At 69.8% G+C, this 26,344-nt stretch carries 22 protein-coding genes and 1 pseudogene; 10 read left to right on the top strand and 13 right to left on the bottom strand.

Annotated features, from left to right (window positions below; genetic code table 11):
* Positions 1–106 precede the first annotated feature (106 nt).
* Positions 107–592 (top strand): DUF305 domain-containing protein, encoded by a 486-nt coding sequence (locus HC251_RS18460; RefSeq protein WP_255566476.1) that lies wholly within the window; start codon positions 107–109, stop codon positions 590–592.
* 13 nt (positions 593–605) lie between these two features.
* Here HC251_RS18460 and HC251_RS18455 read toward each other — a convergent pair whose 3' ends face one another.
* Positions 606–1,331 (bottom strand): M56 family metallopeptidase, encoded by a 726-nt coding sequence (locus HC251_RS18455; RefSeq protein WP_219942076.1) that lies wholly within the window; start codon positions 1,329–1,331, stop codon positions 606–608.
* 150 nt (positions 1,332–1,481) lie between these two features.
* Positions 1,482–1,823 carry a BlaI/MecI/CopY family transcriptional regulator gene (locus HC251_RS18450; RefSeq protein ID WP_219942075.1) on the bottom strand — a complete coding sequence of 114 codons (342 nt, stop codon included), beginning with the start codon at positions 1,821–1,823 and terminating at the stop codon, positions 1,482–1,484.
* Between the two features lie 83 nt (positions 1,824–1,906).
* Here HC251_RS18450 and lgt point away from each other — a divergent pair, with 83 nt between their 5' ends.
* Both lgt and HC251_RS18440 read left to right on the top strand, forming a co-directional pair.
* The gene (gene lgt / locus HC251_RS18445; protein ID WP_219942074.1) at positions 1,907–2,794 is read left to right on the top strand and encodes a prolipoprotein diacylglyceryl transferase; all 888 of its coding nucleotides are present in this window, start codon (positions 1,907–1,909) and stop codon (positions 2,792–2,794) included.
* Positions 2,791–3,138 (top strand): hypothetical protein, encoded by a 348-nt coding sequence (locus tag HC251_RS18440; RefSeq protein ID WP_219942073.1) that lies wholly within the window; start codon positions 2,791–2,793, stop codon positions 3,136–3,138. Before lgt ends, HC251_RS18440 begins: the two co-directional genes overlap by 4 nt.
* A gap of 21 nt (positions 3,139–3,159) precedes the next feature.
* Here the strand turns inward: HC251_RS18440 and HC251_RS18435 are convergent, their stop codons facing one another.
* A complete protein-coding gene (locus HC251_RS18435) occupies positions 3,160–4,377 on the bottom strand; it encodes an IS110 family transposase (protein ID WP_219942065.1) in 1,218 nt (405 codons plus the stop codon).
* 222 nt (positions 4,378–4,599) lie between these two features.
* Positions 4,600–6,060, bottom strand: coding sequence for a DHA2 family efflux MFS transporter permease subunit (locus HC251_RS18430; RefSeq protein ID WP_219942072.1), 1,461 nt, complete (start codon positions 6,058–6,060; stop codon positions 4,600–4,602).
* Between the two features lie 53 nt (positions 6,061–6,113).
* Here HC251_RS18430 and HC251_RS18425 point away from each other — a divergent pair, with 53 nt between their 5' ends.
* A complete protein-coding gene (locus HC251_RS18425; RefSeq protein ID WP_219942071.1) occupies positions 6,114–6,734 on the top strand; it encodes a TetR/AcrR family transcriptional regulator in 621 nt (206 codons plus the stop codon).
* Here HC251_RS18425 and HC251_RS18420 read toward each other — a convergent pair.
* On the bottom strand, positions 6,731–7,255 hold the full coding sequence (locus tag HC251_RS18420) for a hypothetical protein (protein WP_219942070.1): 525 nt from the start codon (positions 7,253–7,255) through the stop codon (positions 6,731–6,733). The genes HC251_RS18425 and HC251_RS18420 overlap by 4 nt on opposite strands.
* Positions 7,256–7,562: 307 nt before the next feature.
* Between HC251_RS18420 and HC251_RS18415 the strand changes: the two genes are divergently transcribed.
* Complete coding sequence (locus HC251_RS18415; RefSeq protein ID WP_219942069.1) at positions 7,563–8,138, top strand: TetR/AcrR family transcriptional regulator; 576 nt, start codon at positions 7,563–7,565, stop codon at positions 8,136–8,138.
* On the opposite strand, the gene HC251_RS18410 is transcribed toward HC251_RS18415, so the two are convergent.
* The 6 genes and pseudogenes from HC251_RS18410 to HC251_RS18385 form a co-directional block, all read right to left on the bottom strand.
* On the bottom strand, positions 8,135–8,515 hold the full coding sequence (locus HC251_RS18410) for a co-chaperone YbbN (protein ID WP_219942068.1): 381 nt from the start codon (positions 8,513–8,515) through the stop codon (positions 8,135–8,137). The genes HC251_RS18415 and HC251_RS18410 overlap by 4 nt on opposite strands.
* A 72-nt stretch (positions 8,516–8,587) precedes the next feature.
* Complete coding sequence (locus HC251_RS18405) at positions 8,588–10,846, bottom strand: cation-translocating P-type ATPase (RefSeq protein ID WP_219942067.1); 2,259 nt, start codon at positions 10,844–10,846, stop codon at positions 8,588–8,590.
* Between the two features lie 2 nt (positions 10,847–10,848).
* Positions 10,849–11,238, bottom strand: a pseudogene (locus tag HC251_RS18400) (hypothetical protein); the annotation flags it as partial.
* Between the two features lie 23 nt (positions 11,239–11,261).
* On the bottom strand, positions 11,262–12,479 hold the full coding sequence (locus HC251_RS18395; protein ID WP_219942065.1) for an IS110 family transposase: 1,218 nt from the start codon (positions 12,477–12,479) through the stop codon (positions 11,262–11,264).
* Between the two features lie 191 nt (positions 12,480–12,670).
* Positions 12,671–13,270: a hypothetical protein gene (locus HC251_RS18390; protein WP_219942064.1), complete on the bottom strand. Its 600-nt coding sequence runs from the start codon at positions 13,268–13,270 to the stop codon at positions 12,671–12,673.
* On the bottom strand, positions 13,267–13,473 hold the full coding sequence (locus HC251_RS18385; RefSeq protein WP_219942063.1) for a heavy-metal-associated domain-containing protein: 207 nt from the start codon (positions 13,471–13,473) through the stop codon (positions 13,267–13,269). Before HC251_RS18385 ends, HC251_RS18390 begins: the two co-directional genes overlap by 4 nt.
* A gap of 110 nt (positions 13,474–13,583) precedes the next feature.
* Between HC251_RS18385 and HC251_RS18380 the strand changes: the two genes are divergently transcribed.
* Complete coding sequence (locus HC251_RS18380; protein ID WP_219942062.1) at positions 13,584–13,868, top strand: metal-sensitive transcriptional regulator; 285 nt, start codon at positions 13,584–13,586, stop codon at positions 13,866–13,868.
* 126 nt (positions 13,869–13,994) lie between these two features.
* On the opposite strand, the gene HC251_RS18375 is transcribed toward HC251_RS18380, so the two are convergent.
* Together HC251_RS18375 and HC251_RS18370 are read right to left on the bottom strand one after the other, a co-directional pair.
* Complete coding sequence (locus tag HC251_RS18375; RefSeq protein ID WP_219942061.1) at positions 13,995–14,480, bottom strand: Mov34/MPN/PAD-1 family protein; 486 nt, start codon at positions 14,478–14,480, stop codon at positions 13,995–13,997.
* Between the two features lie 20 nt (positions 14,481–14,500).
* The gene (locus HC251_RS18370; RefSeq protein WP_219942060.1) at positions 14,501–16,300 is read right to left on the bottom strand and encodes a ThiF family adenylyltransferase; all 1,800 of its coding nucleotides are present in this window, start codon (positions 16,298–16,300) and stop codon (positions 14,501–14,503) included.
* A 517-nt stretch (positions 16,301–16,817) separates the two neighbouring features.
* Here HC251_RS18370 and HC251_RS18365 point away from each other — a divergent pair.
* The 4 genes from HC251_RS18365 (at position 16,818) to HC251_RS18350 (ending at position 26,331) form a co-directional block, all read left to right on the top strand.
* Positions 16,818–18,464: a type IV secretory system conjugative DNA transfer family protein gene (locus HC251_RS18365; protein ID WP_370651308.1), complete on the top strand. Its 1,647-nt coding sequence runs from the start codon at positions 16,818–16,820 to the stop codon at positions 18,462–18,464.
* A 467-nt stretch (positions 18,465–18,931) separates the two neighbouring features.
* On the top strand, positions 18,932–19,288 hold the full coding sequence (locus tag HC251_RS18360) for a hypothetical protein (protein WP_219942058.1): 357 nt from the start codon (positions 18,932–18,934) through the stop codon (positions 19,286–19,288).
* Between the two features lie 197 nt (positions 19,289–19,485).
* Positions 19,486–24,216, top strand: a complete 4,731-nt coding sequence (locus tag HC251_RS18355) for a DEAD/DEAH box helicase family protein (protein ID WP_219942057.1) — start codon at positions 19,486–19,488, stop codon at positions 24,214–24,216.
* Between the two features lie 414 nt (positions 24,217–24,630).
* Positions 24,631–26,331 carry an SIR2 family protein gene (locus tag HC251_RS18350; RefSeq protein WP_219942056.1) on the top strand — a complete coding sequence of 567 codons (1,701 nt, stop codon included), beginning with the start codon at positions 24,631–24,633 and terminating at the stop codon, positions 26,329–26,331.
* The last annotated feature ends 13 nt before the right edge of the window (positions 26,332–26,344 follow it).

Genomic DNA, 26,344 nt, shown 5'->3' with positions numbered 1-26,344 from the left:
CTACATGCCCCCCATTGTCCCAGCCCGCCTTCGCCGTTCGTCGAACGAGGACCGAAACGAAGGTTCTTCGTCCGACGACCGGAGGGCCTACGTCAGGTTCGGGTTGATGATCCTGACCTCCACGGTACTGATGTTCCTCCTCACGTACACGAACACGTTCGCATGGGGCCACGTGCGTTGGAGCGAGGAGCGCGTCTACATGGCCCTCCTCATGGGATCGATGATGGCCGTGGTGATGATGGGCTTCATGTGGAAGATGCACGCCATGCCGACGGTGAACGTCGCGATCGTGATCTTCGCCGTCGCCTTCGGCGCAGTCGCCCTCTGGTTGTCGCGATCGCAGCACTTCGTCGACGATCGGGAGTACATGAAGGCCATGGTTCCGCACCACTCGATCGCCATCCTGACCAGCGACCGGGCCGACATCGACGATGTCCGGGTCCAGGAGCTGGCCTGCGAGATCGAACGGGCCCAGCGTCGCGAGATCAAGGAGATGGAGTGGCTCATCGACGACATCGCAGAGAACGGCGAGGTCACGTCCGAACAGGAGGCCGAGCGCCGGCCCGTTCCCGAGTTCGAGGGCTCCTGCTGACGCTTGGTCTGGCCTAGCCGCAGAGCTGCTCGGCCACCATGGCCAGGTGGTGAACCTGCAGCGACGAGCTGGCGGCCACGGTGGCCGTGAGGCCGGCCGTGATGAGCAGCGTCGCTCGGACCACAGCGGGCCGGGCCGGAGCGGCGAGGAGCTGGTCGACACGCGCCCGGACGCCGAGACCTGCGAGAGCCATGCCGGGTTGGATCGACCCGTGCTGGACCAACGCCGCTCGGGTGAGGGCCCGTGCGACGAGGCGTCGATCGCCGACCGAGCGGACAGCGTCCTCGTCGGCCCACCGCTCCGTCGCAAAGCGGACGAAACGCTTCATCGGGAAGAGGAGCGGCATCACTGCCACCCCGAGGTCGACAGCGTGGATGAACCGGTCGTGCCGTCGACGCAGGTGCGACCTCTCGTGGGAGAAGAGCACCTCCTGCTCCCCGCCGGAGAGGGCCCGCAGCATCCCGTTCGAGACGACGATTCGCCCGCATTGGCCAGGCAGCGTGTACGCCACCGGCTCGTTACCATCGAGCACTTCGACGTCGCCCGCGGTCCCCTGAGGGATCAGCGCCCGGTCGCCCGCTCGACACCGGCGGAGCCGTAACGCGGCAACAGCCAGCCAGAATGCGGCGACGGTTGCCTCGGCCCAGGGGACCCGTCCGGAGTGGTGGTTGAGTCCGAGGCACCACGCAAGGAGCTGCCCGGTCACGGGCGCCACGTGGACGAAGCTGAAGATCGTCATCACCCGCAGCGCTGATCGTGGCCACCGCAGCAAGGACGGTGCTGATCGTGAGGCTCCACGTGGCCGCACCCGGCCGGAAGTAGCGCTGGGAGAGGCCGCCGAGGCCGGCAGCGAGGAGCGCAACGGTCAGGGGCGCGAGGAGCACAGGGCTCATCGGTCGAGCTCGTCGAGGATCTGTCGCAGCGCTTGTTTATCCCCGTCGGTCTGCCCGTCGACGAACCGGGACAGGACCAGCGAGCGATCTTGCACCGGCTTCAACGCATCCTGCATGCGCCGGGCCGCCAGCTCGGCTTCGGTGCTCAGCGCCCGGTACCGGAACCCCCGGCCGGCGCGCTCGCGCTCAACCTGACCCTTCTGCGCCAACCGGGTGAGGATCGTAGCGACCGTCGTGTACCCGATGTCGCCGTCTAGGGCCTCGCGGATCTCGGCCGGTGTCGCCCCGTCGTCCTGCGCCCAGAGCTGCTCCAACACGGCGCGCTCCAGGGAGCCCATCGGTCGGCGGTCACTCACAGGCCGAAGCCAATGCCGACCAATCGCGACCCCGAAGCTACGACAGCGTGTCGTAGATTGGGGCGGTGCTCCTGGCCGAGATTTCCTACTCACCGATCGTCCGCATCGACATCGGGCCACTGTCGGTCTCGCCGCACGGGATCTTCACCGCGGTCGGGTTCGTCTTCGGAGCGTGGTGGTTCCTGCGGGACGCTCGGCGAGCAGGTCTGCCCGAAGACGATCTGGTCGCCATCCTCTACCGGGCGGGGATCGGGGGGATCGTCGGCGCCCGCTTCTTCTACGTTCTCAACCACCTCTCGAGCTACGAGTCGCCCGTCGAGTGGTTCAAGGTCTGGGAGGGCGGGATCTCGCTGCTCGGCGGGCTCACCGGCGCCCTGTTGGTCGCGTGGTGGTCGGCGCGGCGGCGGGGGGTCGACTTCTGGGCCGGGCTCGATCTCGCTGCGCCGTGGCTGCCGCTCGGGATCGCCGTCGGCCGCATCGGCGACATCATCATCGCCGACCACCTCGGGCAGACCACCGACGTCCCCTGGGGCTACCGGTGCCCCGATGTCGTCGACGTCGGCCGCAACGTGGGGTCCCCCTGTCCTCCGGGCGAGGTCGTGCACCTGACCGCTGCCTACGACCTGATTCTGAGCCTCGGCATCTTCGGGATCATGCTGCTGGCGCGACGGCGCTGGCTGCGCCGACGCGGCGCCCTGGGGGCGTTGCTCGTGGTTCTCTACGGGCTGAACCGGTTCCTGCTCGACTTCGCCCGTGCCGACGATCGCCGCTTGGGCCTGACGGGCAGCCAGTGGGCCGGGATCGTCGCCATGACCATCGGCGTCTCCGGCCTGGCGTGGTTGGCGTCGCGTCCCGAAGCGGTTGACGACGAGGCGGATGCGCCTGCATCCGGCGACGAGGTGCCCCAGGACGGGTCGGACGGCCAGCCACCGCCAACGGAGCGAGCCTTGTGAGCAAACGCCGCCATCGGCCGTACCGTCCCGTCCTCGACGACCGGCGGCTGCAGGAGCGCACAGACGGCCTGACCTGTCGCGAGATCGACCACCAGGACGCGGTCCGCCGCGCCGAGGAGCTGCGCTGCGCGTTCGCTCGTCGCGAACGCCGGCGCCAGGTCGGGCGGTCTCTCGTCGTCCTCGGGCTGGGGCTTGCCGTGCTCCACCTCGTCAGGCACCGGGACGAGCTGCATCTGTTCGACCAGGCGCTGACCGATGCTGTCGTCGGCCTACCTCTCGTTGGGTTGGTCGTACTCTCCGGCGTGGCGGTCCTCGGTCGGATGGGCCCGGCCGACCGCGACTAGACATCGCACGGTTGTAGGGCGTCAAGCGGCGATGTCGGTGCGGTGGGCCCAGGCGGTGTGTTCGTCGTAAGGGGTCTGGTGTCGGAGGCAGCCGTGGAGGATGCCGACGAGGCGGTTGGCGAGGGCTCGTAGGGCGCGGTGGTGGGTGTCGCCGTGGGCGCGCCGGTGGTCGTAGAACGCTCGGGCGCCAGGGCTGGCTGCGAGGGCGGCGAAGGCCCAGAGGTAGCAGGCATCGGCGAGGCGTCGGTTGCGGGCGTAGCGGGCCAACACGACGTGGCTCTTGCCCGAGGCTCTGGTGATGGGTGACGTGCCGGCGTAGTTCTTGCGAGACTTCGCATCGCGGTAGCGGTTCGGGTCGTCCCCGAACTCTGCGAGCACCCGGGCGCCGAGGGTCATCCCCAGTCCTGGCAGGGAGCGGATGATCTTGGCGTCCGGGTGCTGGTCAAAACGGTCGGCCAGGTCGGTCTCGAGGACGGCGATCTGGGCGACCAGCTCACCGATCACGCCGACCAGCGCGGCGACGACCGAGCCCATGGCATCAGCGACGAGGTCGGGGGCGGTGAGCTGGGTGGAGCGCAGCGCCGTCTGGATCTCGATCGCCCGCTCCTCGACGCGGCGCTGGCGTCCCCCTCGGCGCAGCGCAGAGGCGATCTTCGACCGCGACAGCCGCCGCCCCTGGGCCGGTGTTGGGGCGATGGCCAACACGGCCAGCGCGTCGGGGTGGCCCAGCTCACCAAAGGCGTCGAGCGCGGCGGGATAGAACTCGCGCAGCGTCGAGCGGAGCTGGTTGGACTGGCGCTGCCGGGTCCAGATCAGGCTCTGGTGAGCCCGGGCCAGGACCTTGATGGCCTCGACCAGCTCGCTGTCACCGGCAATCGGCCGGTGGTTGTGGCCATCGGTCCGGGCCAGCTCGGCCAACACCCGGGCGTCGCCGGGGTCGGACTTCGCCCCCGAGGTCGAGTGACGTTCCCGATACCGCGACGTCGACAGCGGGTTGATCGCCAACACCGTGTAGCCAGCCGCCACCAACGACCCGACGAACAACCCCCTGTCGGTCTCGGTCGCCACCACCACCTCGGCCGAGTCCTCGACGTGATCGGCGACCAACTCGTGGAACCGGGCGACACCGGCAACGCCCTCGGGCAGCCGACCGCCCCCGACGCGCTCCCCATGCTCGTCGAGGACCAACACGTCGTGATGGGCCTCAGCCCAGTCGTGACCTACGAACACCTTCGCCATCAGCGCCTCCTGCAACAGGTTCGGATCGAGCCCGAGGCGACCACCGGCGTCCTAATGGTTCAGTGCTCCACGGCACGTCATCGCACCAGCCATCAAGGTCGTCCTCACCGACCGGCCGGCGCACGATCTAGCCGTAGGACTCGCGGTCCAGGCGAGATGAGTGCTGACCGACCAGCGGCTCGGGACCATCGTCACCCCGAAGGACCCGACGGTCGAGTCCCATTAGGCGGGGCTGGCGTCCGCCAACTCCTCCGCACCTGACTTCCTCGGAGCAGGACGGACCATGACCAGGATGACGATCAGGCCCGATGCCATCAGCGCACTGGAGACGGCGAAGCCGAGGGACCAGCCGGCCGTGGTGGCGCCGGCGGCCGGAATCGCCCCGGGCTCGGTCAAGGCGGCTGTGCGGGCGGTGCTCACGGCGGTCATCAACGCCAGCCCCAGCGCGCCGCCGACCTGCTGGGCTGAGTTGAACAGGGCAGCCGCGACGCCGCGATCTTCCGGTGGCGCCGCGCCGACTGCTGCGGTGGTGAGGGCGACGAAGGCCAGGCCGAGGCCGACGCCGGTCAGGAGGAACCCTGGCAGCTGCACGGCGAGGTAGGTGGTGGCCGGACTGATGCGCGCCAGGCTCGCCAGGCCCACCGTCACCGCTCCGGTGGAGCCGACGAGGAGAGAGAACGGGCCAGTCCGGCCGATCAGGCGGCCTGCGACGGCGGAGCCCACGGCGATCGCGGCTGCCATTGGCAGGAATGCCAGCCCCGTCTCGACCGCGTCGTATCCGGCGAGATCGCCCATGAAGAGGCTCATGAAGAAGAACAGCCCGTAGATCGCCGCGCCGAGGATGAGGCCGACGACGTTGGCGCCGACGACCGCACGGTGGCGGAGCAGCCGACGGGGGAGCAGCCCGAACGAGCGATGGGTCTGGGTCCAGGCAAAGCCGCCGACGAGGATGGCAGCGACGAGCAGGGTGACCACGGTCGACGTCGACCTCCACCCCACCTCGGGCCCCTGTACCAGCCCGTAGACGAGCGCCGTCAGCCCGCCGGTGGCCAGCGCGGCGCCGGCCACGTCGAACCGCCGTGGGGCGGCGGCCGTCTCCGGCAACACGCGCAGCGCGGCGATCGCAGCGGCGCCGGCGATGGGGGCGGCCAGGGCGAAGACCCACTCCCAGGACAGGAGGTCGGTGATGACCCCGCCGAGGATCAACCCGAGAGCGGTCCCGCTGGACGAGACCCCGCCCCACACCGCCAGTGCCTTCGCCCGTCCGTCGCCTTCGGGGAAGACGGTGAGCAAGAGCGACATCGCTGAGGGGGCGACCGCTGCGGCGCCGAGCCCCTGCACCGCCCGACCGACCAGGAGGCTTGGCGCTGACCAGGCCAGGGCGCAGGCGACGGAGCCGATGGCGAAGAGCGTGGCGCCGCCGACGAAGAGCCGCCGCCGCCCGTAGGTGTCGGCGAGCCGGCCACCGAGGAGGAGGAAGCCGCCGAAGGCCAGGACGTAGCCGGTGATCACCCACTGGAGGTCGGCCGCCGAGAGCCTCAGGTCGCGAGCGATCGCGCTGAGGGCGACGTTGACGATGGTGGCGTCGAGGACGATGAGCAGCTGGCTCCCCGCCAAGACCACGAGTGCAGCGGCACGGCGGGCGCCGGGACGGTTGACGGAAGACCTGCGGTGCATGGCCATGGCTCAACGAGTGTAGAGTGAAATCGAATTCAGTCAACACTTGTGGAGCGAAGATGACGGACGAGTCCCCGACCCGAGCCGAGCGGCGGACCCGCAGCCGGCAGGCGATCCTCTCTGCGGCGCAAGCGCTGTTCGCCGAGCGGGGCTACGAGCGCACCTCGATACGGACGGTCGCCGATCGGGCCGAGGTGGACCCGGCTCTGGTGATGCAGCACTTCGGATCGAAGGACGGGCTCTTCGCCTCAGCGGCGCAGGGCAGCGTCCCGGTCGAAGGGCTGATCGGCGCGGGACGTGAGGAGCTGACGCACGCTCTGGTTCACCACGTCGTTGATGCCTTCGAGGATCCCGAGCAACGGCCGGCCATCGAGGCGCTGATGCGCAGCAGCCTCACCCATCCTGTGGCTGGGCAGGTGATGCGGGACCAGGTGATGGCCGATGCGCAGGCCGCTGTCGCCGACACGATCGGAGGGTCGGACGCTGCCCTTCGGGCTGCGCTCCTCAACGCCACGATGCTCGGCGTAGCGATCGGTCGCTACCTCCTCGAGGTCCCCGCGCTCGCAGCGGCCGATGTCGAGGATCTCGAGCGAATTCTGACCCCGTCGCTCGAGGCGCTCGCCGGTCCGGGCGGCCGCTCGACGGGAGGTCGCGGACCCGGGGTCGGCCGCCGCGTCTAGGAGGGCGGATCGAGGCCGGGGCTCCTTTCACGGGCCCGATAGCCGCGGCGGGTGAGACCGGGCGGCTTGTAGATCGAGAGGGCTGTGGCGCCCACCAGGAGGACCAGCGCGCCGATGGTGTGGATCAGCGGGGACGGGTCGCGGAGCTCGGCGAGGGTCGTCGCTGTGTTCTTCGCAAGGGCTGCGTAGTGCCCGAGCGACTGCATGTAGAGGAGGAGGATCAAGGCGGCGAAGGCGTTGATCGCGAGCTTGGCGACGATCCAGTAGTGGTTGAAGAGGCCCCACCTCGTGATGAGCGACTGGACGATCCCGGTCGTCAGCGACGCGACGCTGAGCGGCAGCAGGTACCACCAGCCGCTGGCGTCGAGCGCGATGAGGGCGGACCGCACGGTCGACTCGTCGTCCGACAGCAGGGCGGTGCCGGCGAGGGCAAGGGCCAGGCCGACTCCTCCGAGCCAGCCGACCGAGGAGAGGACGTGGAGGGTCAGCCCGAATCGCCGGACCCGCAGGGACGCCGTCATGGGTTGCCGTGCGACGGGGCGGAGTGCGACGGGGTCGATCCGCCTCCCGAGTGGCGCTCGGGGCCATGCCCTCCCACCATCAACAGGATGACCACGCCGACCACGAGGATGGCCGCAAGAGCGAGCCCCAACACGACCCACCGAGGGCGCCGGGGGTAGACGGAGGCGGCCGGGGTGTCTTGAGGTGATGTCGAGCGGTCCATGCGAGGTCCTCCGTTGTTGAGCGTGACCGCGGCACGTTACGAGACACTCTGTCTCTGATCAAGACAGCGTGTCTCGATCCCGGAAGGTTGGCTACCCTGGCCTGATGCCGAGGGTCCGAACCGGAACGATCGCCGGCCACCGCCGAGAGGTGCGCGACGCCATCCTCGACGCATCCGCTCGCATGGTCGGAGCCGGGGGGCTGCACTCGGTGACCATGGCCGGGCTTGCACAGGAGGCCGGCATCGGTCGGGCGACCCTCTACAAGTACTTCGCCGGGGTGGACGAAGTGCTCGTCGCCTGGCACGAGCGGTTGCTCGAAGAGCATGTCCGGGCCCTGCGCGCCGAGGTGGAAGGGCAGCCGGACCCGGCCGAACAACTCGTGCGAGGACTCCGGGCGTACACCGAGCTGACGGCCCACGAGCCCTCGGAGGCCGCAGGGGCCCTCCACGGTCGGGGCCATGCCCAGGGCTCGGCCGACGAGGTGGAGTCACTGTTCACCGACCTGATCGACGCCGCTGCGAGACATGGCGCCGTCCGAGACGATGTCGCCCCCCGGGAGCTGGCCGTCTTCTGCATCGGCGCTCTCGGTGGGGCACGACACCTTCCGTCCAAGGCGGCGGCCCGGCGGCTCGTTGCGACGGTGCTCGAGGGGCTGCGCTTCGAGGGTTCGGCGATCTAGTCGCGCAGGCCGAGGGCGGTGACGAGGTGGTCGCCCAGCTCGTCCTCGATCCGCTGCCGCTTGACGACGTTGACGAGGCGGTGCTGCTCGACGCCGCCCTCGAAGAGGATGAGCGTCGGGATGCCGCGGACGCCGTAGCGGTCGGCGGTGGCGCGGTTGCGCTCGACGTCGAGCTTCACGATCCTCACGAGACCGGCCCATTCGTTGGCCAGCTCGTCGAGCACCGGTTCGAGGTGCTGGCAGCTGGGGCACCAGGAGGCGTAGAAGTCGACCAGGACGGGGCCCTCTTGGCGGAGCACGTCGAACGCGAACCTGCCATCCGTGGTCCGGGTGGGCTTGGCGACGGTGTGGGCCGGGGTGCGGGTGCGAGTGGACACGATGTGCCTCCGGGTCGGGTGTGCCGGGACCCGGGCGAGGAGGTGCCCGGGCCCCGGCGAGAGGGTGGTGCGTCAGTCGGCGTGCGAGCTCAGGGGGGCGAAGCGCCGTAGGCGCAGGCTGTTGGTGATGACGAAGACCGAGGACAGCGCCATGGCGGCGCCGGCGATCATTGGGTTGAGGAACCCGGCAGCCGCCAGGGGGATGGCGGCGACGTTGTAGGCGAAGGCCCAGAACAGGTTGCTCTTGATTGTGCCGAGGGTCTTGCGGGCGAGGCGGATGGCGTCGGGTGCGGCTCGCAGGTCGCCTCGGACCAGGGTGAGGTCGCTGGCCTCGATGGCGGCGTCGGTGCCTGTGCCCATGGAGAGACCGAGGTCGGCCTGGGCGAGGGCGGCTGCGTCGTTGACGCCGTCGCCGACCATGGCGACGACCTTGCCGTCGGACTGGAGGCGTTGGATGACGTCGACCTTCTCCGAGGGCAGGACCTCGGCGATGACCTCGTCGATGCCGACCTGTGCGGCCACTGTCTTCGCCGCAGCCTCGTTGTCGCCGGTGAGCAGAACCGGTGTGAGGCCCAGCTTGCGGAGCTGGGCGATGGCCTCGGGCGAGGTGTCCTTGACCGTGTCGGAGACGACCAGGACGCCGCGGACAGCGCCGTCCCATCCGGCGACGACGGCTGTGTGGCCCTTGGCCTCGGCCGCGGCCTTGGCGGCCGCCAGGTCGTCGTCGAGGTGGAGCCCCCAGTCGGCGAGCAGAGCCGGTCGTCCGGCGATGACGGCCTGACCTTCGACCACGCCCTCCACACCGAGGCCCTCCCGGTTGGTGAAGGACTCGACGGCGGGCAGGTCGCCGACCTCGTCCCGGGCTCCGTCGGCGATGGCCTGGGCGATGGGGTGCTCGGACGCGTGCTCGAGGGCACCGACGAGGCGCAGAAGTTCATTGCGATCCGTGCCGGCGGCCGTGACGGCGTCGACCAGGCTCATCTTCCCGGTGGTGACCGTGCCGGTCTTGTCCAGCACGACGGTGTCGACCTTGCGGGTGGACTCCAGCACCTCCGGCCCCTTGATGAGGATCCCGAGCTGCGCACCTCGTCCTGTCCCGACCATCAGGGCGACGGGCGTGGCCAGGCCGAGGGCGCACGGGCAGGCGATGATCAGCACGGCCACTGCGGCGGTGAACGCCGCCGAGGCGCCGTCACCCGTGCCGAGCCAGAACCCCAGGGTGCCGATCGACAGGGCGATCACCACGGGGACGAAGATCGCCGAGACCCGGTCGGCCAATCGCTGGACGGCGGCCTTACCCGTCTGGGCGTCGGTCACCAGCCGTGCGATCTGGGCCAGCTGCGTGTCGGCACCGACCCGGGTGGCACGGATGATGAGCCGTCCGCCGGCGTTGACCGTGGCCCCGGTGACCGGGTCGCCGGGTCCGACCTCGATGGGGACGCTCTCGCCTGTGAGCAGCGAGGCGTCGACCGCCGATGTGCCCTCCTCGACCACGCCGTCGGTGGCGATCTTCTCGCCCGGTCGAGCGACGAAGCGGTCACCGACGACGAGCTGGTCGATGCCGACCCGCTCCTCACGGCCGTCGCGGAGGACCACGACGTCCTTGGCTCCGAGGTCGAGCAGCGACCGCAAGGCCGCTCCGGTCCGGCGCTTGGCCTTCGCCTCGAAGTACCGGCCAGCGAGGATGAACGTGGTCACCGCGGCTGCGGCCTCCAGGTAGATCTCGTCCTGGCCCGAGCCGCGCTCGATGGTGAGCTCGAAGGCCATCTTCATCCCGACCATGCCGGCATCGCCGATGAACAGGCTGTAGAGCGACCACAGGAACGCAGCGAGCGTGCCGATCGAGATCAGCGTGTCCATGGTGGCGGTGCCGTGGCGCAGGTTCACCCACGCCGCCCGGTGGAACGGCAGGGCACCCCAGACCACGACTGGAGCAGCCAGGGTGAGGGAGAGCCACTGCCAGTTGTCGAACTGCAATGCCGGGATCATCGACAACGCCACCACCGGGATGGTCAGCAAGGTCGAGATGATCAGCCGTTGGCGGAGCGGCCGGGTGGGATCCGCCTCGGCGGTGTCGTCGTCGCTCTCGGCCGACGATGCGGTCCGGGGCAGCTGGGCGGTGTAGCCGGCCGCCTCGACCTCGCTGACGAGGCGATCAGACTCGACGCTGTCATCGAAGGTGACCGTCGCCTTCTCGGTGGCGTAGTTGACCGTGGCGGTCACGCCGTCGACCTTGTTGAGGCGTTTCTCGATGCGCATGGCGCACGAGGCGCAGGTCATGCCGCCGATGGACAGCTCGACCCGGTTCGCGGTGGTGTCGGTCGTGCTCATGATCAGTGGCCTCCCTCGTGCGCCGCGCCGGCCTCGGACGAGCCGTCATCGGGGCCGACCTCGACGGTGAACTCGGCGGTGCGCACCACGTCGCCGTGGCGGAAGTCGAGGTAGAGCCGGTAGTTGCCGGCCGACGGGACGTGAGCTGCGAAGTCGATGTCGGGCCCGGCGGGCGTCTCGCCGTCGCCGGGGGCTCCCTCGGGGTGGACGTGGAGGTAGCCGAGGTCTCCGGCTCGCAGGGCCACGAGGTGGCCGTAGGCCGCCAGGTAGGGCTGGAGGTCGGTGATCGGCTGCCCCTCCTTGGAGACCGACAGGGTCAGAGCAGACTCGCTGCCGGCCCGCAGGTCGCCGTCGAGGGTGACGGTGTAGGCGTCGACCTCGGCGGTCCGGCTAGACATCGCACGGTTGTAGGGCGTCAAGCGGCGATGTCGGTGCGGTGGGCCCAGGCGGTGTGTTCGTCGTAAGGGGTCTGGTGTCGGAGGCAGCCGTGGAGGATGCCGACGAGGCGGTTGGCGAGGGCTCGTAGGGCGCGGTGGTGGGTGTCGCCGTGGGCGCGCCGGTGGTCGTAGAACGCTCGGGCGCCAGGGCTGGCTGCGAGGGCGGCGAAGGCCCAGAGGTAGCAGGCATCGGCGAGGCGTCGGTTGCGGGCGTAGCGGGCCAACACGACGTGGCTCTTGCCCGAGGCTCTGGTGATGGGTGACGTGCCGGCGTAGTTCTTGCGAGACTTCGCATCGCGGTAGCGGTTCGGGTCGTCCCCGAACTCTGCGAGCACCCGGGCGCCGAGGGTCATCCCCAGTCCTGGCAGGGAGCGGATGATCTTGGCGTCCGGGTGCTGGTCAAAACGGTCGGCCAGGTCGGTCTCGAGGACGGCGATCTGGGCGACCAGCTCACCGATCACGCCGACCAGCGCGGCGACGACCGAGCCCATGGCATCAGCGACGAGGTCGGGGGCGGTGAGCTGGGTGGAGCGCAGCGCCGTCTGGATCTCGATCGCCCGCTCCTCGACGCGGCGCTGGCGTCCCCCTCGGCGCAGCGCAGAGGCGATCTTCGACCGCGACAGCCGCCGCCCCTGGGCCGGTGTTGGGGCGATGGCCAACACGGCCAGCGCGTCGGGGTGGCCCAGCTCACCAAAGGCGTCGAGCGCGGCGGGATAGAACTCGCGCAGCGTCGAGCGGAGCTGGTTGGACTGGCGCTGCCGGGTCCAGATCAGGCTCTGGTGAGCCCGGGCCAGGACCTTGATGGCCTCGACCAGCTCGCTGTCACCGGCAATCGGCCGGTGGTTGTGGCCATCGGTCCGGGCCAGCTCGGCCAACACCCGGGCGTCGCCGGGGTCGGACTTCGCCCCCGAGGTCGAGTGACGTTCCCGATACCGCGACGTCGACAGCGGGTTGATCGCCAACACCGTGTAGCCAGCCGCCACCAACGACCCGACGAACAACCCCCTGTCGGTCTCGGTCGCCACCACCACCTCGGCCGAGTCCTCGACGTGATCGGCGACCAACTCGTGGAACCGGGCGACACCGGCAACGCCCTCGGGCAGCCGACCGCCCCCGACGCGCTCCCCATGCTCGTCGAGGACCAACACGTCGTGATGGGCCTCAGCCCAGTCGTGACCTACGAACACCTTCGCCATCAGCGCCTCCTGCAACAGGTTCGGATCGAGCCCGAGGCGACCACCGGCGTCCTAATGGTTCAGTGCTCCACGGCACGTCATCGCACCAGCCATCAAGGTCGTCCTCACCGACCGGCCGGCGCACGATCTAGCCGTAGGACTCGCGGTCCAGGCGAGATGAGTGCTGACCGACCAGCGGCTCGGGACCATCGTCACCCCGAAGGACCCGACGGTCGAGTCCCATTAGGCGCGGGGCCCGGGACGGGCTGGGCATCACCGGGCACCTGGAGGTCGATCCCGAGCGTGAGTGCCTCGGCATCTTCAGGGGCGAAGTCGGCGAGGGCCCGGTAGGTGCCGGGAGCCGACAGGTCGAGCTCCACCGACCACGTGCCGGTCTCGTCGCGGACGGGGTGGACGTGCTGGTAGCCGGACAGGTCCCGGCCCACCACGATGAGGTGGAGGTCCTTGTCGTGCTCGGTCCGGAACTCGGTGACGGGAGCGCCGTCGGAGCCCTCGATCGTGAACTCGAAGGGGACGGTGTCGCCGGTCCGGTAGGTCGTGGCGGCGGGGACGAAGGAGTAGCCGCCGCTCGAGACCTCGAGGCCGCCGGGGGTGAGAGCGGTGGGGTCCGTGGTCTGCATGTCGTTCTCCTGCTGGGCGCCGTCACCGGCGTCCGATGTGGTGTGCTCAGAGCCGTGGTCGGGCTCGTCCGGCTCACCGAAGGGGCCCGCCGCCGCGCCTGCTCCCAGGGCGGCGGCGAACACCACGGCGAGGCCCGCGCCGTAGGCGCCGAGCTTGGTGGGGACGTTCACGACGAGACCTCGTATCCCGCCTCGTCGACGGCGGCAGCGATCGCCGCATCGTCGATGGGCGAGGAGCTGGAGATCTCGACCTTGCCACCGGCCAGGTCGACCTCGACGGCGTCGACGCCGGGCACCTTGGCCAGCTCGTTCTTGACGGACTGGACGCAATGGCCGCAGGTCATGCCGGAGACGTTGACGGTGGTGGTGGTCATGGCGGGCTCCTTCGAGCGTTCTGGGGAGAGTACCCCCGGGGGGTATAGAAATGTATACCCCTAGGGGGTATGATCGTCAACCTCAGACCCAGAAGAACCGGAGAACGCTCATGACCGACCGCGGCTACACCGCCACCAAGGAGCAGTTGCAGACCCGCCTCTCCCGAGTGGAGGGCCAGGTGCGGGGCATCAGCCGCATGATCGACGAGGACCGCTACTGCATCGATGTCCTCACCCAGATCAACGCCGTCCGCGTCGCCCTCGACAAGGTCGCCCTCGGCCTCCTCGACGACCATGCCCGCCACTGCCTCGCCGGCGGCCACGGCGGCCCCACTGACCCCGACGAACAGGTCCAGGAGCTGATGGGCGCAGTCGGCCGCATGCTCTCCCGATAGTGCGGCCCGGGATGGCGGGCTTGGTCCCTGGCCTCGCCGGCTCGGCCACCGGGAGGTAACGAGAGGTCACGTGACCCCGATCCACCCTCCGAAGGCGGACTTCGCGCCTCCTTGCGTTCCTCGGGGTCAGGCGACGTCCAGGGGCCCCCAGAAGGCCTCGCCGGGGGTGGGCGTCCAGGTTGCCGTCGGAAGAGGGAGCGCGGTTGGCGGCCCAAGAGGCCATCGCCGGTCTCCCAGCGTCCACATGCCCAGGCGATAGCGCTCGCCGTCTTTGGCGAGGAGCCCCATCAGCGCTACCTCCAAACGGCTTTCGGGTTCGTCGGCGGTGGCTGCCATCGTACGGCGATCTCGGCGGCTCATCCCGAAGCCACCGGCAGGGTGGACGTGCCAGTCCCCCACGAAGGTCAGCCGTCCCCCTGTCGCGACGTAGATCCGATCCAGTTGCTCCTGCTGCCACGCGCCGTCGGGGGTGAATCCCCACGTGTGGTGCTCAGCGTTCGGGCCCGGGCCGATGATCGTGGCGACGACCAGATGCCCGGCCTCGAAGTCGTCCCAGCCGATGAGCATGCCGCCGGTCTCAACCGGGTGGCAACGGCGTGCCTCGGCCGTCATGGCGTCGACGGCCGTACTGGCTACGAAGACCGTCGGTTGGCGCATGGGTGGCAGTCCGGATGGGGCTCGATGGTGAAGGTTTCCGCGAACCCGGGCAGGGCGAGATCGGCCGTCCGGAACTCGTATCGTGCGTAGTCCCAGGTCGCTGCGGGGTAGGAGCCGTCCGTCCCCGCGCACATCGTTGCGCATGCCAGCCGGACCCCAGCCAGCGCGATCGCCGCGATGTCGAACCCGGCGCCGGTGAACGTCGGGTCGATGCAGCCGGCCGGCCAGGTGTTGGCGGTCGCGGCGTTCTGGTCGCGAGGTGGCGGGGTCAAGGTCCCCGCCTCGAAGTGATGCATGAGACACGTCCAGCAGGCGGTCTCAGGTCTCGGATCGAACCGGGCGACCATCCCGCCGAACCCGCCCTCGGTGGCTGACACGACGACGTATGGAATTCCCCGGTCCTTGGCCAGCTCGGATAAGAAGTAGTTGACGCCTCGGTCTGCGGTGGCGTCGTAGATCAGGGCGGCACCATCGAGCCACTTGTCGAGCGTGTCGAGATCCGAGGGTGCTGCGTCACGCTCTTCGACCGAGTCGCCGCTTTCCCTCGGTTGCCCTAGGCGGCACGGCAGCAGCTCGATGTCGGTGTAGGGCCAGTTCTGCTTGAGGTGCGATAGGAGCGCGACGAGCTTCGGGTGCCCGGCGCTCAAGAATCCGAGCGGCCAGCGGGCCCCGTTGCCGGTGCTGAGCGCGTCGGACTCGATCATCCGTAGGCGCCCGGCACCGGCCTTGGCGAACTCGACGGCGCTCGGCGCGCCGACGCCGCCGAGACCGATGAGGGCGATGGTTGCAGCACCCAGGGGCCGAAGCGAGGGCACCCGCTCTCGAAGGTCCGTGGGTCCAGCACGATCGGTGCGAAGCAGATTTGGAGGACTCACTTTGACGGAAGGCTCTGTCACTCGCCCTCGTTGCGGCTTGGCGGGCGGGCGCGCCCGGGTTCGAACCCGGGCGACGAAGAGCCAGCTGTCGCCGCGCACCAGCGTGCTCGAGTCCAGGTCGGCGCGGACATCGTCTTCGAGTACCACGCCGATCAGGTCGACCTCCTGGTCGCCGACGCGCTCGTAGGCAGGCGCCGCCAGCGTCCTGTCTGCGTCCACGGCCGCGGACAGGACGGCCTCAGCCGAACCCTCGGCGGGCGCGCTGTCCAGCCGGACCCACCGGCCGTCGATCAGCTGGTCGTTCACGTACAGGGCGGCCAGAGCGGCATCAGCGGATCGCAGGACGGCACCTTCTTCGTCTTGGACCTCGAACACGGTGCCGCGCAGCGCGCCCTGCGCGCTCTGTGCATCCAGAGCGACCCGCAGCCGACCGCTCCGCGTCTCCATCACGTTGGCCCAGCCGCCGTCGATGCGCATCACGGTGTGTACGGCTGGGTCGTAGTAGTTGGTGATCGGGTCGACGTTCGGCATGCGGTCCGGGGAGGATGTGGGCGTTTCCCCGCCGTCTGCTGCGGCCGCGTCAGCGAGCAGCTTGGGCATCTGTTCTGCGATCACGGACGCGGCCGTGTCGGCGACGTCCCACGCCCCCTGACCATGGAGGAGGCAGAGCCGGCCCGTGAAGGGGGCCTGGTGCACCCGAAAGACATCATTGCTTCGCACCGACACCTGGAAGTAGGGGTGCAGGTCGCTATAGGTCACCTCCAGGTCGTGCCGGGTCCCTCCGGCGTCGGTGTACGGCACTTGGTACCGCCGAATGCCGCGGGCGTTCAGCAGATCTGCGTCGACGATCGGCGGTCGACCCCCGAGGCGCTCGAGGTCGCGTTCCTCGGCCTCGAGCACCTCAGGGAATCGGACCCACCATGGGTCGAAGGTCACCCGACGGGTCGATGATCCGGAGGGCGCGGCGGCGACGGCGGGCGAGGCCGATCCGGCGGCGGGCCGGGCCGGTCGGGCGGCGGACCCGGAGGGACGTCGGGCCGACCGGGCGGATCGGACGGCGGCCCCTGTCCGGGTGTGTCGTCCGGGCGGCCGGGAGAATCGGGTCGGGGCATGAGATGCCTCCTCTGCGAGATCAGACCGCGCGCTGCGGCCTGCAGCCGATGGTACGAGGAGGGTGTGACAGTGAAGCGGGCGTCGAGGGTCAAACGACGTCGCGCGTGATGTTTCGGAGGTCATCGCGGCCTAGAGGGGCGTGCAGCACGACGGCTTGAGCGGGTTCGACGTCCTGGTCTTCCTTGGCGCGGGCGCAGTCCTCTCGTCAGTCGGCGTGGTCTGGGCCGGCGCGGTCCTGGCGCTGGCCATCGCCGGTGCGCCGCAGCTGGTGGGGATCGATGAGGCCGGCCGGGCCGTTGGGCGGATGCCCAGCCGGATGGGTGACCCGGCCCGGGCGTGGGGGCCGCCTTTGGCCGACGAGCTGCCGGGCCCGGTCATCTACTGGACCTGCACGGCGCTCGTCGCCGTGGTCTTCGTCGTGCTCGGCGCGGTCGTCCTCCACTGGTCGCCCTGGTCGCGAGTGGGGACGTCGAAGCGCCGGCCTCTGGGCGTCGATGCTCGACCCGCCTTCGCCCGGCGGCGGGACCTGGCCCCGGTGCTCGTGCGAGGGCCCGTGTCGGGCCGGTTCATCCTCGCCCGGTTCGGTCGCTCGCTCGTCGCCACGGAGGTCCGTCGTCAGGGCCGCTCGAGGAGGTCGACACGACGGGCGGGCGACCGAGGGGCGGTCGCGCTCGTCGGCCCGTCGAGGTCTGGCAAGACGAGCGCAGCCGTGTCGGGAATCCTCGAGTGGGACGGCCCCGCGGTCCTCAGCTCGGTGAAGGCGGACCTGCTCGATTCCACCGCCAGCTGGCGGTTGACCCTCGGTGAGGTGCGGGTCTACGACCCGACGGGGTCGACCCGGCAGGTCGGGGGCGAGGCCCGGTGGTCGCCCGTGGATGGCGCCGGCACCATCTCGGGCGCGCAGCGAGCCGCGCGTGCCCTCTGCGACGCCGCGCCCCGGGGTGGCGTCGAGGGCGGTCTGGACTTCTGGCTGTCGCAGTCGGAGATCCTCCTCTCGGGCCTGCTGTGGGTCGCGCACCACGCCCAGCGGGACATGGGAACGGTGTGCGAATGGGTCCTCCGCCAGGACCAGCCGGGGGAGCTCGGGCCCGGCGAGGTCCGTGCCGCGCTCGACGCCTTCATGGTCGACGAGGACGACGAGGTGGCGCTGGGCGCAACGGACGCTTCTCAGGGACTGGTGGCGGTCTGGGAGATGGACGAGCGGACCCGCTCCAGCGTCTACGCCACGGCGCAGACCGTGGTGTGGCCGTGGTCCGATCCGAACGTCGCGGCATCGTCCCGCCGGAGTGAGGCCGATGCGGCCGGGGTCGATCTGGCTTGGCTCCTCAGCGGGGTGAACAGCCTGTACCTCTGCTCGCCGATCGAGGATCAACGACGCCTCGCCCCGGCGTTCGGTGGCCTGCTGAACGACCTCGTGGCCCAGGTGTATCGCCACGTCGCCGCCACCGGGAAGCCGCTCGATCCGCCTCTGCTGATCGTCATCGACGAGGCGGGCAACACGCCGCTGCGGTCGTTGGCCGAGTACGCGTCGACTTTGGCGGGACTCGGCGTTCTGTTGGTGACCATCTGGCAGTCGCTCGCCCAGATCGAGTCGTCGCATGGTCGGGCGGCGGACACGATCCTCACGAACCACCTGAGCAAGCTCTTCTACGCCGGGCTGTCGGACGGCGCCTCGTTGAAGTACGTGAGTCAGATCCTCGGCGACGCCGAGGTCGACTCGCGCTCCCGGTCGGTAGGCGACGGCGGTGGTCGGGGCTCGATGCAGCTCTCGACCGCCCGGACGCCTCTCGCGCCTCCCCACGTCCTGCGGCAGATGCGACCCGGTGACGCCCTGCTGGTGCACGGAACGCTCCCGCCTGCCCACGTGCGAACGCGCCCGTTCCACCGCTCCCGGCACCTTGCGCGCCGGGCAGATCTGCCGCTGCCGGGGCGGGGGGAGCGGAGCCAGTGAAGCCCTTCATGCGGCCCATCGACGGGGGCCAGCTAGCTCCGGTCGGCTGGGTGGCAGAGCCGGCGGGACTCTGGGGCGGCAACCAGGTCGAGGTGGTCTACGACCCGCGTCGCCACCAGCTCGTCAGGACCGACTCCGACATCGGTGATCGGACCCGCGTCGCGCTCGGCACCGCCGGCTTTCGCCGGGTCGCCACCGCCGGGGAGCAAGAGCTGTGGGTGCGTGACCGAGTCGCAGCCGCTCGTGCGGCCCTCGACAAAGCGCAGGAACACCCCCCTCCGAGACGCGTCGTGGGGCTCGGCCGGTGAGGTGGCCCAGGGGCGGACGATGCCACCGACGTCGTGCGCGGCAGGCATAGGCTGTGAGCCGCGATCGGAGCGCTCGCCATGGTCCGGTCGAACAGCTCTCGCTGTTCGACGATGTGCTCCCTCCCACCGAGCCGGCATCGGCAGAGGAGGCCCCCGGCCATGAACCACTACGGGCGACTCGCCCTCGAGTTCCACCAGCAGCACCGCCCGACGGCGTTGGCGGCGATCCCGGATCCCGAGGTGTACTTCACACGGATCGGCGAGGAGATCGCCACCGAAGTGAACCGGTGCCGGGACGAGATCCTCGGTCCGGTCAGGGCAGGCGAAGGACCGGACGTTCTCCGCATCCGCAGCTCCCAGGCACTGGCGGCAGCGACGGAGGTGGTGGTGAGCCAGCACCCCCTCTTCCAGCAGGAGGCGGCGGACCCGGACACCGAGGACTGGACCGACGATCCGGACCTCGACCGCTACTACCGGCGGCTGGCGGAGATCAACGCCCTGAGCGATCCGATCTAGAGACGGCGCAGCCGACCCGGGGTCGGCCACCCGTCTTCAGGCCCCACAGCCAAGCTGACCTCGCTCCACCGGGCGAGCGAGCCAAGCTGGACGCCAACCTCGCAGCGCTGCGTGTCCTCACCGCCTGCCGCGCCGAGGGACGCTGGGCGACCCAGCCAGAGCAGGCTGTCCTGGCCCGCTGGTCGGGTTGGGGCGCGGTGCCGCACATCTTCGACGAGGGCTCCGACCGTGACAGCGGAGCACGGGCCGAGCTGCGGTCGCTGCTCGGAACCGACGAGGCGTGGGCACAGGCCCGGCGGAGCACGTTGAACGCCCACTACACATCGGCCGAGGTGGCTCAGGCCATGTGGCGCGCCGCGACCGACCTCGGCTTCAGCGGAGGGACGGTGCTCGAACCCGGATGCGGCTCGGGCACCTTCCTCGGTCTCGCGCCGAGCGATGCCTCGCTCGTCGGCGTCGAGCTGGACCCCACGACGGCTGAGATCACACGACACCTCTACGGAGCCCGGGCCACCGTCCACCACTCCGGCTTCGAGGACTTCCGGTGCGACGACGGCGCCTTCGACCTGGTGATCGGGAACGTGCCGTTCGCACAGGTCCGCCCGCACGACCCCAAGCACAACCGGGGCCGCCGGTCGTTGCACAACTACTTCCTGCTGAAGAGTCTTCACCTGGTGCGGCCCGGCGGGTTCGTGGTCGCGCTGACGTCCCGCTACACGCTCGATGCCCAAGGCCCTTCCGCCCGGGAGGAGATGGCCGCGCTCGCTGACCTCGTGGGGGCCGCGCGCCTGCCGGCCAGGGCGTTCGCCGAGTCGTCGGGCACCGAAGTCGTCGTCGATCTCCTAGTTCTGCGCCGCCGACGCGAAGGCGACGAGCCCGGCAGCAGGGAGTGGGTGGAGACCGTCCCGGCGAACCTGGTGGACGACGAGGCGACTGGTGACCTCCGCATCAACTCCTACTTCGCGTCGCACCCCGATCGGATCCTGGGCCAGCTCTCGACCACGCGAGGGATGTACCGCGAGAACGAGATCACGGTCACCGCCACGGGGTCCGTCGACGAGCAACTCAGCGCAGCGCTCGGCCCGCTCGTCGCCGATGCGCTCGCCCAGCGCCGAGGCTTCAGTAGCGACAACGTCGCCGTCGCCCCGGCTTCGCCTCGAACGCCCGACACGGCGGGGGGCGGCGACTTCGACACTCGATGGGCCCAGGACGGAAGCCTGGTGGTGAACCCGCGCGGTCGAGTCGCCCAGGTCACCGACGGGCAGGCTCACCTCTACACGCCTCGGTTCGCCAAGGATCGGGGCGAGCTCGTCCGCCTCGTCAGTCTTCGGGATGCGGCGAGAGCCGTCCTCGAAGTGCAGGTCGAGGGCGGCTCCGACCTTGCCTTGGCCGAGGCCCAAGCGATCCTCACGGACCGCTACCGCGCCTACGTCCGCCAGCACGGGCCACTCAACCGCTCCAGCCAGGCCCGCACCGGTCGGCGCGACCCGGAGACGGGCGCCGAGGTGCTCCGTCGCGTGCGCCCGCGCATGGGCGGGTTCCGAATGGACCCGGACTGGCCCCTCGTCGCTGCGCTGGAGGACTTCGACCAGGCGACCCAAGAGGCCCGGCCGGCTGCGATCTTCACCGAGCGCGTGATCGCCCCTCCAAGCCAGCGCGAGGGAGTCGAGACGCCAGCGGAAGCCGTGTCCGTCTGCCTGGACGAGACGGGCACCGTGACCCTGGGACGGGTCGCACATCTCCTCGGTGTCGAGGACGCCAAGGCGCGGGAGCGCCTCGGCGAGCTGGTCTACGACGATCCCGGCACTGGTGGCCTCCTCCCCGCAGCCCAGTACCTATCGGGGAACATCCGGGAGCGCCTCGACGCCGCCCGTGCAGCCGCTGAGAGCGATCAACGGTTCGCCGTCAACGTCGCCGCCCTCGAAGCGAGCCTGCCCCGCCAGCTCGACCCATCCGAGATCACCGCCCGGCCGGGCGCAACCTGGATCCCTTCCACCGATGTCGAGGCGTTCTGCCGCGAGGTGCTCGACGTCGGAGTCGATGTCGAGCGGCTCGCCGAGCTCGGCTCGTGGACCGTCCGCCTCCGCGACGGCTCCCGGCGGGGCGTGGCCCTCACCTCCGAGTGGGGGACCTCACGCGCTGATGCGCTCGTCCTGCTCGATGCCGCGCTGAACCAGAGGCTCCACACGGTCACGGACGCGGTGGAGGGCGGAAGGCGCGTCCGCAACGACGCCGAGACGCTGGCGGCACGGGACAAGCAAGAGCTGCTGGCCAGTCGCTTCTCGACGTGGATCTGGGAGGACCCAACGAGGTCCGCCCGACTCGCAGACCGGTACAACAAGCTGTTCGCCAGCACCGTCCTGCCCCACCACGACGGATCGCACCTCACCTTCCCTGGCTTGGCGGGGACTTTCACGCCAAGGCAACACCAGCGTGACGCAGTCGCCCGCATCCTCACCGACGGGCGCGCCCTCCTCGCCCACGCAGTCGGGGCCGGCAAGACCGCCACCATCGTCATGGCGGCGATGGAGCAGCGCCGGCTCGGACTCGCCAACAAGCCGGCCGTCGTGGTCCCGAACCACATGCTGGAGCAGTTCAGCCGCGAGTGGCTCCAGCTCTACCCGACGGCCCGACTCCTGATCGCCGACCGCGAGCACCTGTCGAAGGATCGACGCAAGGAGTTCGTCGCCCGAGCGGCCACGGGTGACTGGGACGCCGTGATCTTCAGCCACTCCGGCTTCGCCCGCATCCCGCTCGGCACCGACCTCCTCCGGGCGTACCTGGGAGAGGAGATCGACACGGCGCGTGAGGCGCTCGGCCAGTCCAAGGACGGCAAGGGCCTCTCGGTCAAGAAGCTCGAACGGCGCATCGCGAAGATGGAGGAGGTCTACAAGCGGCTGCTCGCAGAGGAGTCGAAGGATGACGGCGTCCGGTTCGAGGAGACCGGGATCGACTACCTCTACGTCGACGAGGCACACGCCCACAAGAACCGGCGCGTCGACTCCAGCATCGACGGCGTCGCCACCACTGGCTCCCAGCGTGCGCAGGACCTCACCGCCAAGCTGTGGGCGCTGCGCCGAGACCACGGGCCGAAGGTCGTGACGCTCTCGACCGCAACCCCCGTCGCCAACTCCATGGCCGAGCTGTGGGTCATGCAGTCCTACCTGCATCCCGACCTGCTGGAGGCAGTGGGATTGCGGGCGTTCGATGCGTGGGCCGCCACGTTCGGCCGGACGCATACCGCGCTCGAGTTGTCCCCCGACGGCAGCAGCTACCGGATGCAGACCCGGTTCGCACGGTTCCAGAACGTGCCGGAGCTGCTGGGCCTCTACCGGCAGGTGGCCGACGTGCGGACCGCCGAAGACCTCGGCCTACCGGTGCCCCTCTTGGTCGGTGGCAAGCCTGAGACGGTCGTCGTCGAGCCCAGCGACGAGCTGATCGAGTACGTGGCCGATCTCGCCGCCAGGGCCGAGAAGGTCCGGGCCGCAGCGGTCGATCCCACGAAGGACAACATGCTCAAGGTCACCGGGGACGGCCGACGGGCGGCTCTCGACCTTCGCCTCGTGGCCCTCGACCAGCCCTACGGGGGCAAGGTTGCCGCTGCCGCCCAGCGTGTCGCGGCGCTTCATCACGCCACCGCCGACCGGACCTACGAGGGCGCCGGCGGGCAGCTGACCATGCGCCCCGGTGCTCTCCAGCTGGTGTTCTGCGACGTGTCCACGCCCGCAGCGGCAGGGTGGAACGCCTACCACGACCTACGCGCCCAGCTCGTGCGGCGCGGGGTGCCGGCCGAGTCGATCCGCTTCATCCAAGAAGCCAAGTCCGACGATGCCAAGGCGGCCCTCTTCGCCGCCTGCCGAGACGGCTCGGTCTCGGTGCTCGTCGGTTCCACCGAGACGATGGGTGTCGGTACCAATGTCCAGAACCGGGTGGTGGCCGTGCACCACCTCGACGCGCCGTGGCGGCCGGCGGACGTCGAGCAGCGAGACGGCCGGGGCGTCCGTCAGGGCAACCAGAACCCCGAGATCCACATCACCCGCTACGTCACCGAGCGATCGTTCGACACCTACCTGTGGCAGACACTCGAACGGAAGGCAGCGTTCATCGGCCAGGTGACACGCGGCGACCTCGGCGAGCGTGAGGTCGAGGACATCGGCGACCAGACCCTGTCGTTCCAAGAGGTCAAGGCCCTCGCCACCGGCGACCCCCTCATCTTGGAGAAGGCCAAGGTCGACGCCGAGGTGGCGCGGTTGACCCGGCTCGAACGCGCCCACGGCGACGATCAGCGGAACCTCCGCCGCACCTACGACTCGGCCACGGCGAGGGCCGACCACCTCGACGGACGCATCGCTGACCTAGAGCCGGCGGTGGCTCGCCTCGAAGACACCCGGGCTGATCGCTTCGCCATGACCGTTGACGGCCACATCCACCGGAAGCGGCCCGATGCCGGCGAGCACCTGCGTCGACTCGTGGCCGGTCGGCTTGTGCCGGGCTCGACGCCTCCCGACGAACGGACGGACTGGCCCGTGGGTCACCTCGGGGGCCACGACGTGCGAGGCCGTCGCCTCGCCTTCGGCGCCGATTCTGAGGTGCGACTGTTCGTGCCCGGCACCCCAATCGACCTGGTGTACCTGGTATCCGAGTGGCGGGACGTCGACCCGGCATCCGTCGTTGGCCGCCTCGAGCGTCACCTCCAGCGTCTGCCAGGCGAGCTCGACCGGCTCAGGGCCGAGCGAGACGCAGCCCGCAGCGAAGCGGCCCGAGCAGGGGAGCGCCTCGGCCGCACTTGGGACCAGACCGACGACCTGAGGGCCTTACGCCGTCGCCAACACGAGATCACCGAGGCCCTCACGCCCGAGGACCCCGCTGCCCCGGCGCCGGAGCAGAGCCGCACGGCTCCTTCGATCAGCGCACCTGGGCTCGGATGATGCGAGCGGCAAGCGGCGCGGTTCGCAGAAAGACTTCGCCGTGGCGGAGCACGTTGGCCGAGGTCACCCGCGAGGGCACGGCAATGCGACGAAACCGAGGGCCGGCCGGGAAGGCGGGCGATTGTTGAGCCCGCCGCCCATCGCCTGAATGAGGCGCCGCTTGCGTCGCCTCGAGCCTTCGATTGCGTTCGTCTGGCGCGGATCCGGCTCAAGATCAGCTAGACGCGCGACCATCGTTAGTCCAGATGGTTCGCCGGGGGACAGACGGCTCCGCGGTCGAGAGGAGCCATGGCAGTGCGATCGAGCACAGATGTTGCGACGTTCGCTAGATCCTTCGCGCTGAGCCCGTCGCGGTGGGCCTGGTTGCTGGGGGCGGGAGCTTCCGCTGCAGCCAACGTCCCAACCGGGACCCACATGATTCGCGAGTTCAAGGCGCGACTCTTCAGCGATGCTCTGCAACTCCCTCTGCGAGAGATCGATATCGGTGACCCACTCTGGGTTCGGCGAATCGAAGAGCACTTCGCCATGGCCGGCACGCTTCCGCCAAAGGGTGCTCCCGAGGAGTATGCGGCCGCTTTTGAGGCGGCCTACCCGAGCGAAGTCGACAGGCGAACGTACATCGATCGCAAGGTGGCCGATGCCCGTCCGTCCTATGGGCATCGCCTGCTCGCTTCTCTAGTGGCCACCGGCCAGGCGAGCTGTGTGATCACCACGAACTTCGACTCGTTGGTCGAGAACGCTGTTGCAGTTGCTCGCGACCTGCATCCAAGGGGTTCGACGTCGCTCACAGTGGCCTCGATCGACAGCGGCGAGCGAGCTGCGCGGAGCGTCGCGGAGTCCGACTGGCCGCTGCTCGTCAAGCTTCACGGTGACTTCAAGGAAAGTCGTCTCAAGAACACGACCGAGGAGCTCCAGCGGCAGGACGAGGTCCTGCGCAACGCCATGGTGACGTGCCTCGGCCGGTTCGGGCTTCTCGTCGTGGGCTATAGCGGCCGAGACCGATCGGTAATGGACGCCTTGCACGCTGCACTGGAGCATCCGGGCGCCTTCCCTGCTGGGATCCGATGGGTCGCGCGGAGCGGTGATGCTCTCCTTCCGGCAGTTGGGGATCTGATCGACGCCGCCGAGTCTGCGGGCGTCGATGCCGAGGTGCTTGAGGTCGCTACCTTCGACGAGTTGGCCGGAGCGCTCGAACGGCAAGCGACCATGCCCGCCGAGATCGTTGATCATCTGCGCTCAAGTCATCCACGGCCACGACTCGTCCCTGTCGAGTTCAGACGCCCTGTGGGAAAGAAGTTCCCGGCTCTTCGCTGCAGCGCGCTGCCCATCGTTCAGATGCCACAGACCGCTCGGCTCGTCCTTCTCGACAAGCCGCTGAACACTCAGGAGGCAAGGGCTGTCGCAAGAGAACGGGGAGTCAAACTCACGGTCGCAGCGCGGGGGACCGCCCTGCATGCCTTCGGTTCGGACGCCGACCTGCTTGCAGCCTTCGGCGACCTGGGAGCCGACCTTCAGGGGGACGTGCCCCTGGACCCGATGAACGACGCCATGCACCGGGGGCTCGTGTACGAGGCCCTCGCCCGAGCACTTACGCGCGGGCGGCCGCTCCAACCGCTGCTCAAGCGGCGCGGCCATGTGATCCGGGTCCGCCGACCGGATGGCGGTCGACCTCGTGACCTGCAGCGGGAGGACGATCGAGCCCTCGCTCAACTCCGGAACGCCTACGGCGGGAGCCTGACCGGACGGGTCCCGAACCTCGGCTGGCCCTACGCGGAAGCCGTTCACCTTCGGCTCGACGCCTTCGATGATCAGTGGTGGTGCGTGCTCAGACCCGCCACCTACCTCGATCGCCCAAGGACGGGTTCAGTTGACGGTGCCGCACACCAGCGCTCCCGTGAGGATGCGGATGGGGGTTGGACCAAGGAGCGGTGGGCCCGCCGCTACAACAAGACGTGGGCAGCGATCATCGACGCATGGGCCCACCTGCTCGTGGATGGCCAGAGTCAGGAGATCCACGCCTACCCGTGGGCGAGTAGCGACGGCGCGGCAGGCACCTTCGTCGTCGGGCGATCAACGGCGTGGAGCCGACCAGCGTCTTCGGCGGTGCGGACATGACCAAGGTCGGACG

Origin of the sequence: Iamia sp. SCSIO 61187, assembly GCF_019443745.1 — a bacterium.
Lineage (GTDB): Bacteria > Actinomycetota > Acidimicrobiia > Acidimicrobiales > Iamiaceae > Iamia.
Note: the sequence above shows the minus strand (reverse complement) of the source record. Positions and strands in the feature narration are given on the sequence as shown.

Excerpts from the sequence above, each read along its gene's own strand:
- HC251_RS18435 (WP_219942065.1), bottom strand. The coding sequence starts at position 4,377 with ATGGCGAAGGTGTTCGTAGGTCACGACTGGGCTGAGGCCCATCACGAC.
- HC251_RS18420 (WP_219942070.1), bottom strand. The coding sequence starts at position 7,255 with ATGACGGCGTCCCTGCGGGTCCGGCGATTCGGGCTGACCCTCCACGTC.
- HC251_RS18415 (WP_219942069.1), top strand. The coding sequence starts at position 7,563 with ATGCCGAGGGTCCGAACCGGAACGATCGCCGGCCACCGCCGAGAGGTG.
- HC251_RS18380 (WP_219942062.1), top strand. The coding sequence starts at position 13,584 with ATGACCGACCGCGGCTACACCGCCACCAAGGAGCAGTTGCAGACCCGC.
- HC251_RS18385 (WP_219942063.1), bottom strand. The coding sequence starts at position 13,473 with ATGACCACCACCACCGTCAACGTCTCCGGCATGACCTGCGGCCATTGC.
- HC251_RS18405 (WP_219942067.1), bottom strand. The coding sequence starts at position 10,846 with ATGAGCACGACCGACACCACCGCGAACCGGGTCGAGCTGTCCATCGGC.
- HC251_RS18350 (WP_219942056.1), top strand. The coding sequence starts at position 24,631 with ATGATTCGCGAGTTCAAGGCGCGACTCTTCAGCGATGCTCTGCAACTC.
- HC251_RS18430 (WP_219942072.1), bottom strand. The coding sequence starts at position 6,060 with ATGGCCATGCACCGCAGGTCTTCCGTCAACCGTCCCGGCGCCCGCCGT.
- HC251_RS18460 (WP_255566476.1), top strand. The coding sequence starts at position 107 with ATGATCCTGACCTCCACGGTACTGATGTTCCTCCTCACGTACACGAAC.
- HC251_RS18395 (WP_219942065.1), bottom strand. The coding sequence starts at position 12,479 with ATGGCGAAGGTGTTCGTAGGTCACGACTGGGCTGAGGCCCATCACGAC.
- HC251_RS18425 (WP_219942071.1), top strand. The coding sequence starts at position 6,114 with ATGACGGACGAGTCCCCGACCCGAGCCGAGCGGCGGACCCGCAGCCGG.
- HC251_RS18375 (WP_219942061.1), bottom strand. The coding sequence starts at position 14,480 with ATGACGGCCGAGGCACGCCGTTGCCACCCGGTTGAGACCGGCGGCATG.
- HC251_RS18360 (WP_219942058.1), top strand. The coding sequence starts at position 18,932 with ATGAACCACTACGGGCGACTCGCCCTCGAGTTCCACCAGCAGCACCGC.
- HC251_RS18365 (WP_370651308.1), top strand. The coding sequence starts at position 16,818 with ATGCCCAGCCGGATGGGTGACCCGGCCCGGGCGTGGGGGCCGCCTTTG.
- HC251_RS18450 (WP_219942075.1), bottom strand. The coding sequence starts at position 1,823 with ATGGGCTCCCTGGAGCGCGCCGTGTTGGAGCAGCTCTGGGCGCAGGAC.
- HC251_RS18455 (WP_219942076.1), bottom strand. The coding sequence starts at position 1,331 with ATGACGATCTTCAGCTTCGTCCACGTGGCGCCCGTGACCGGGCAGCTC.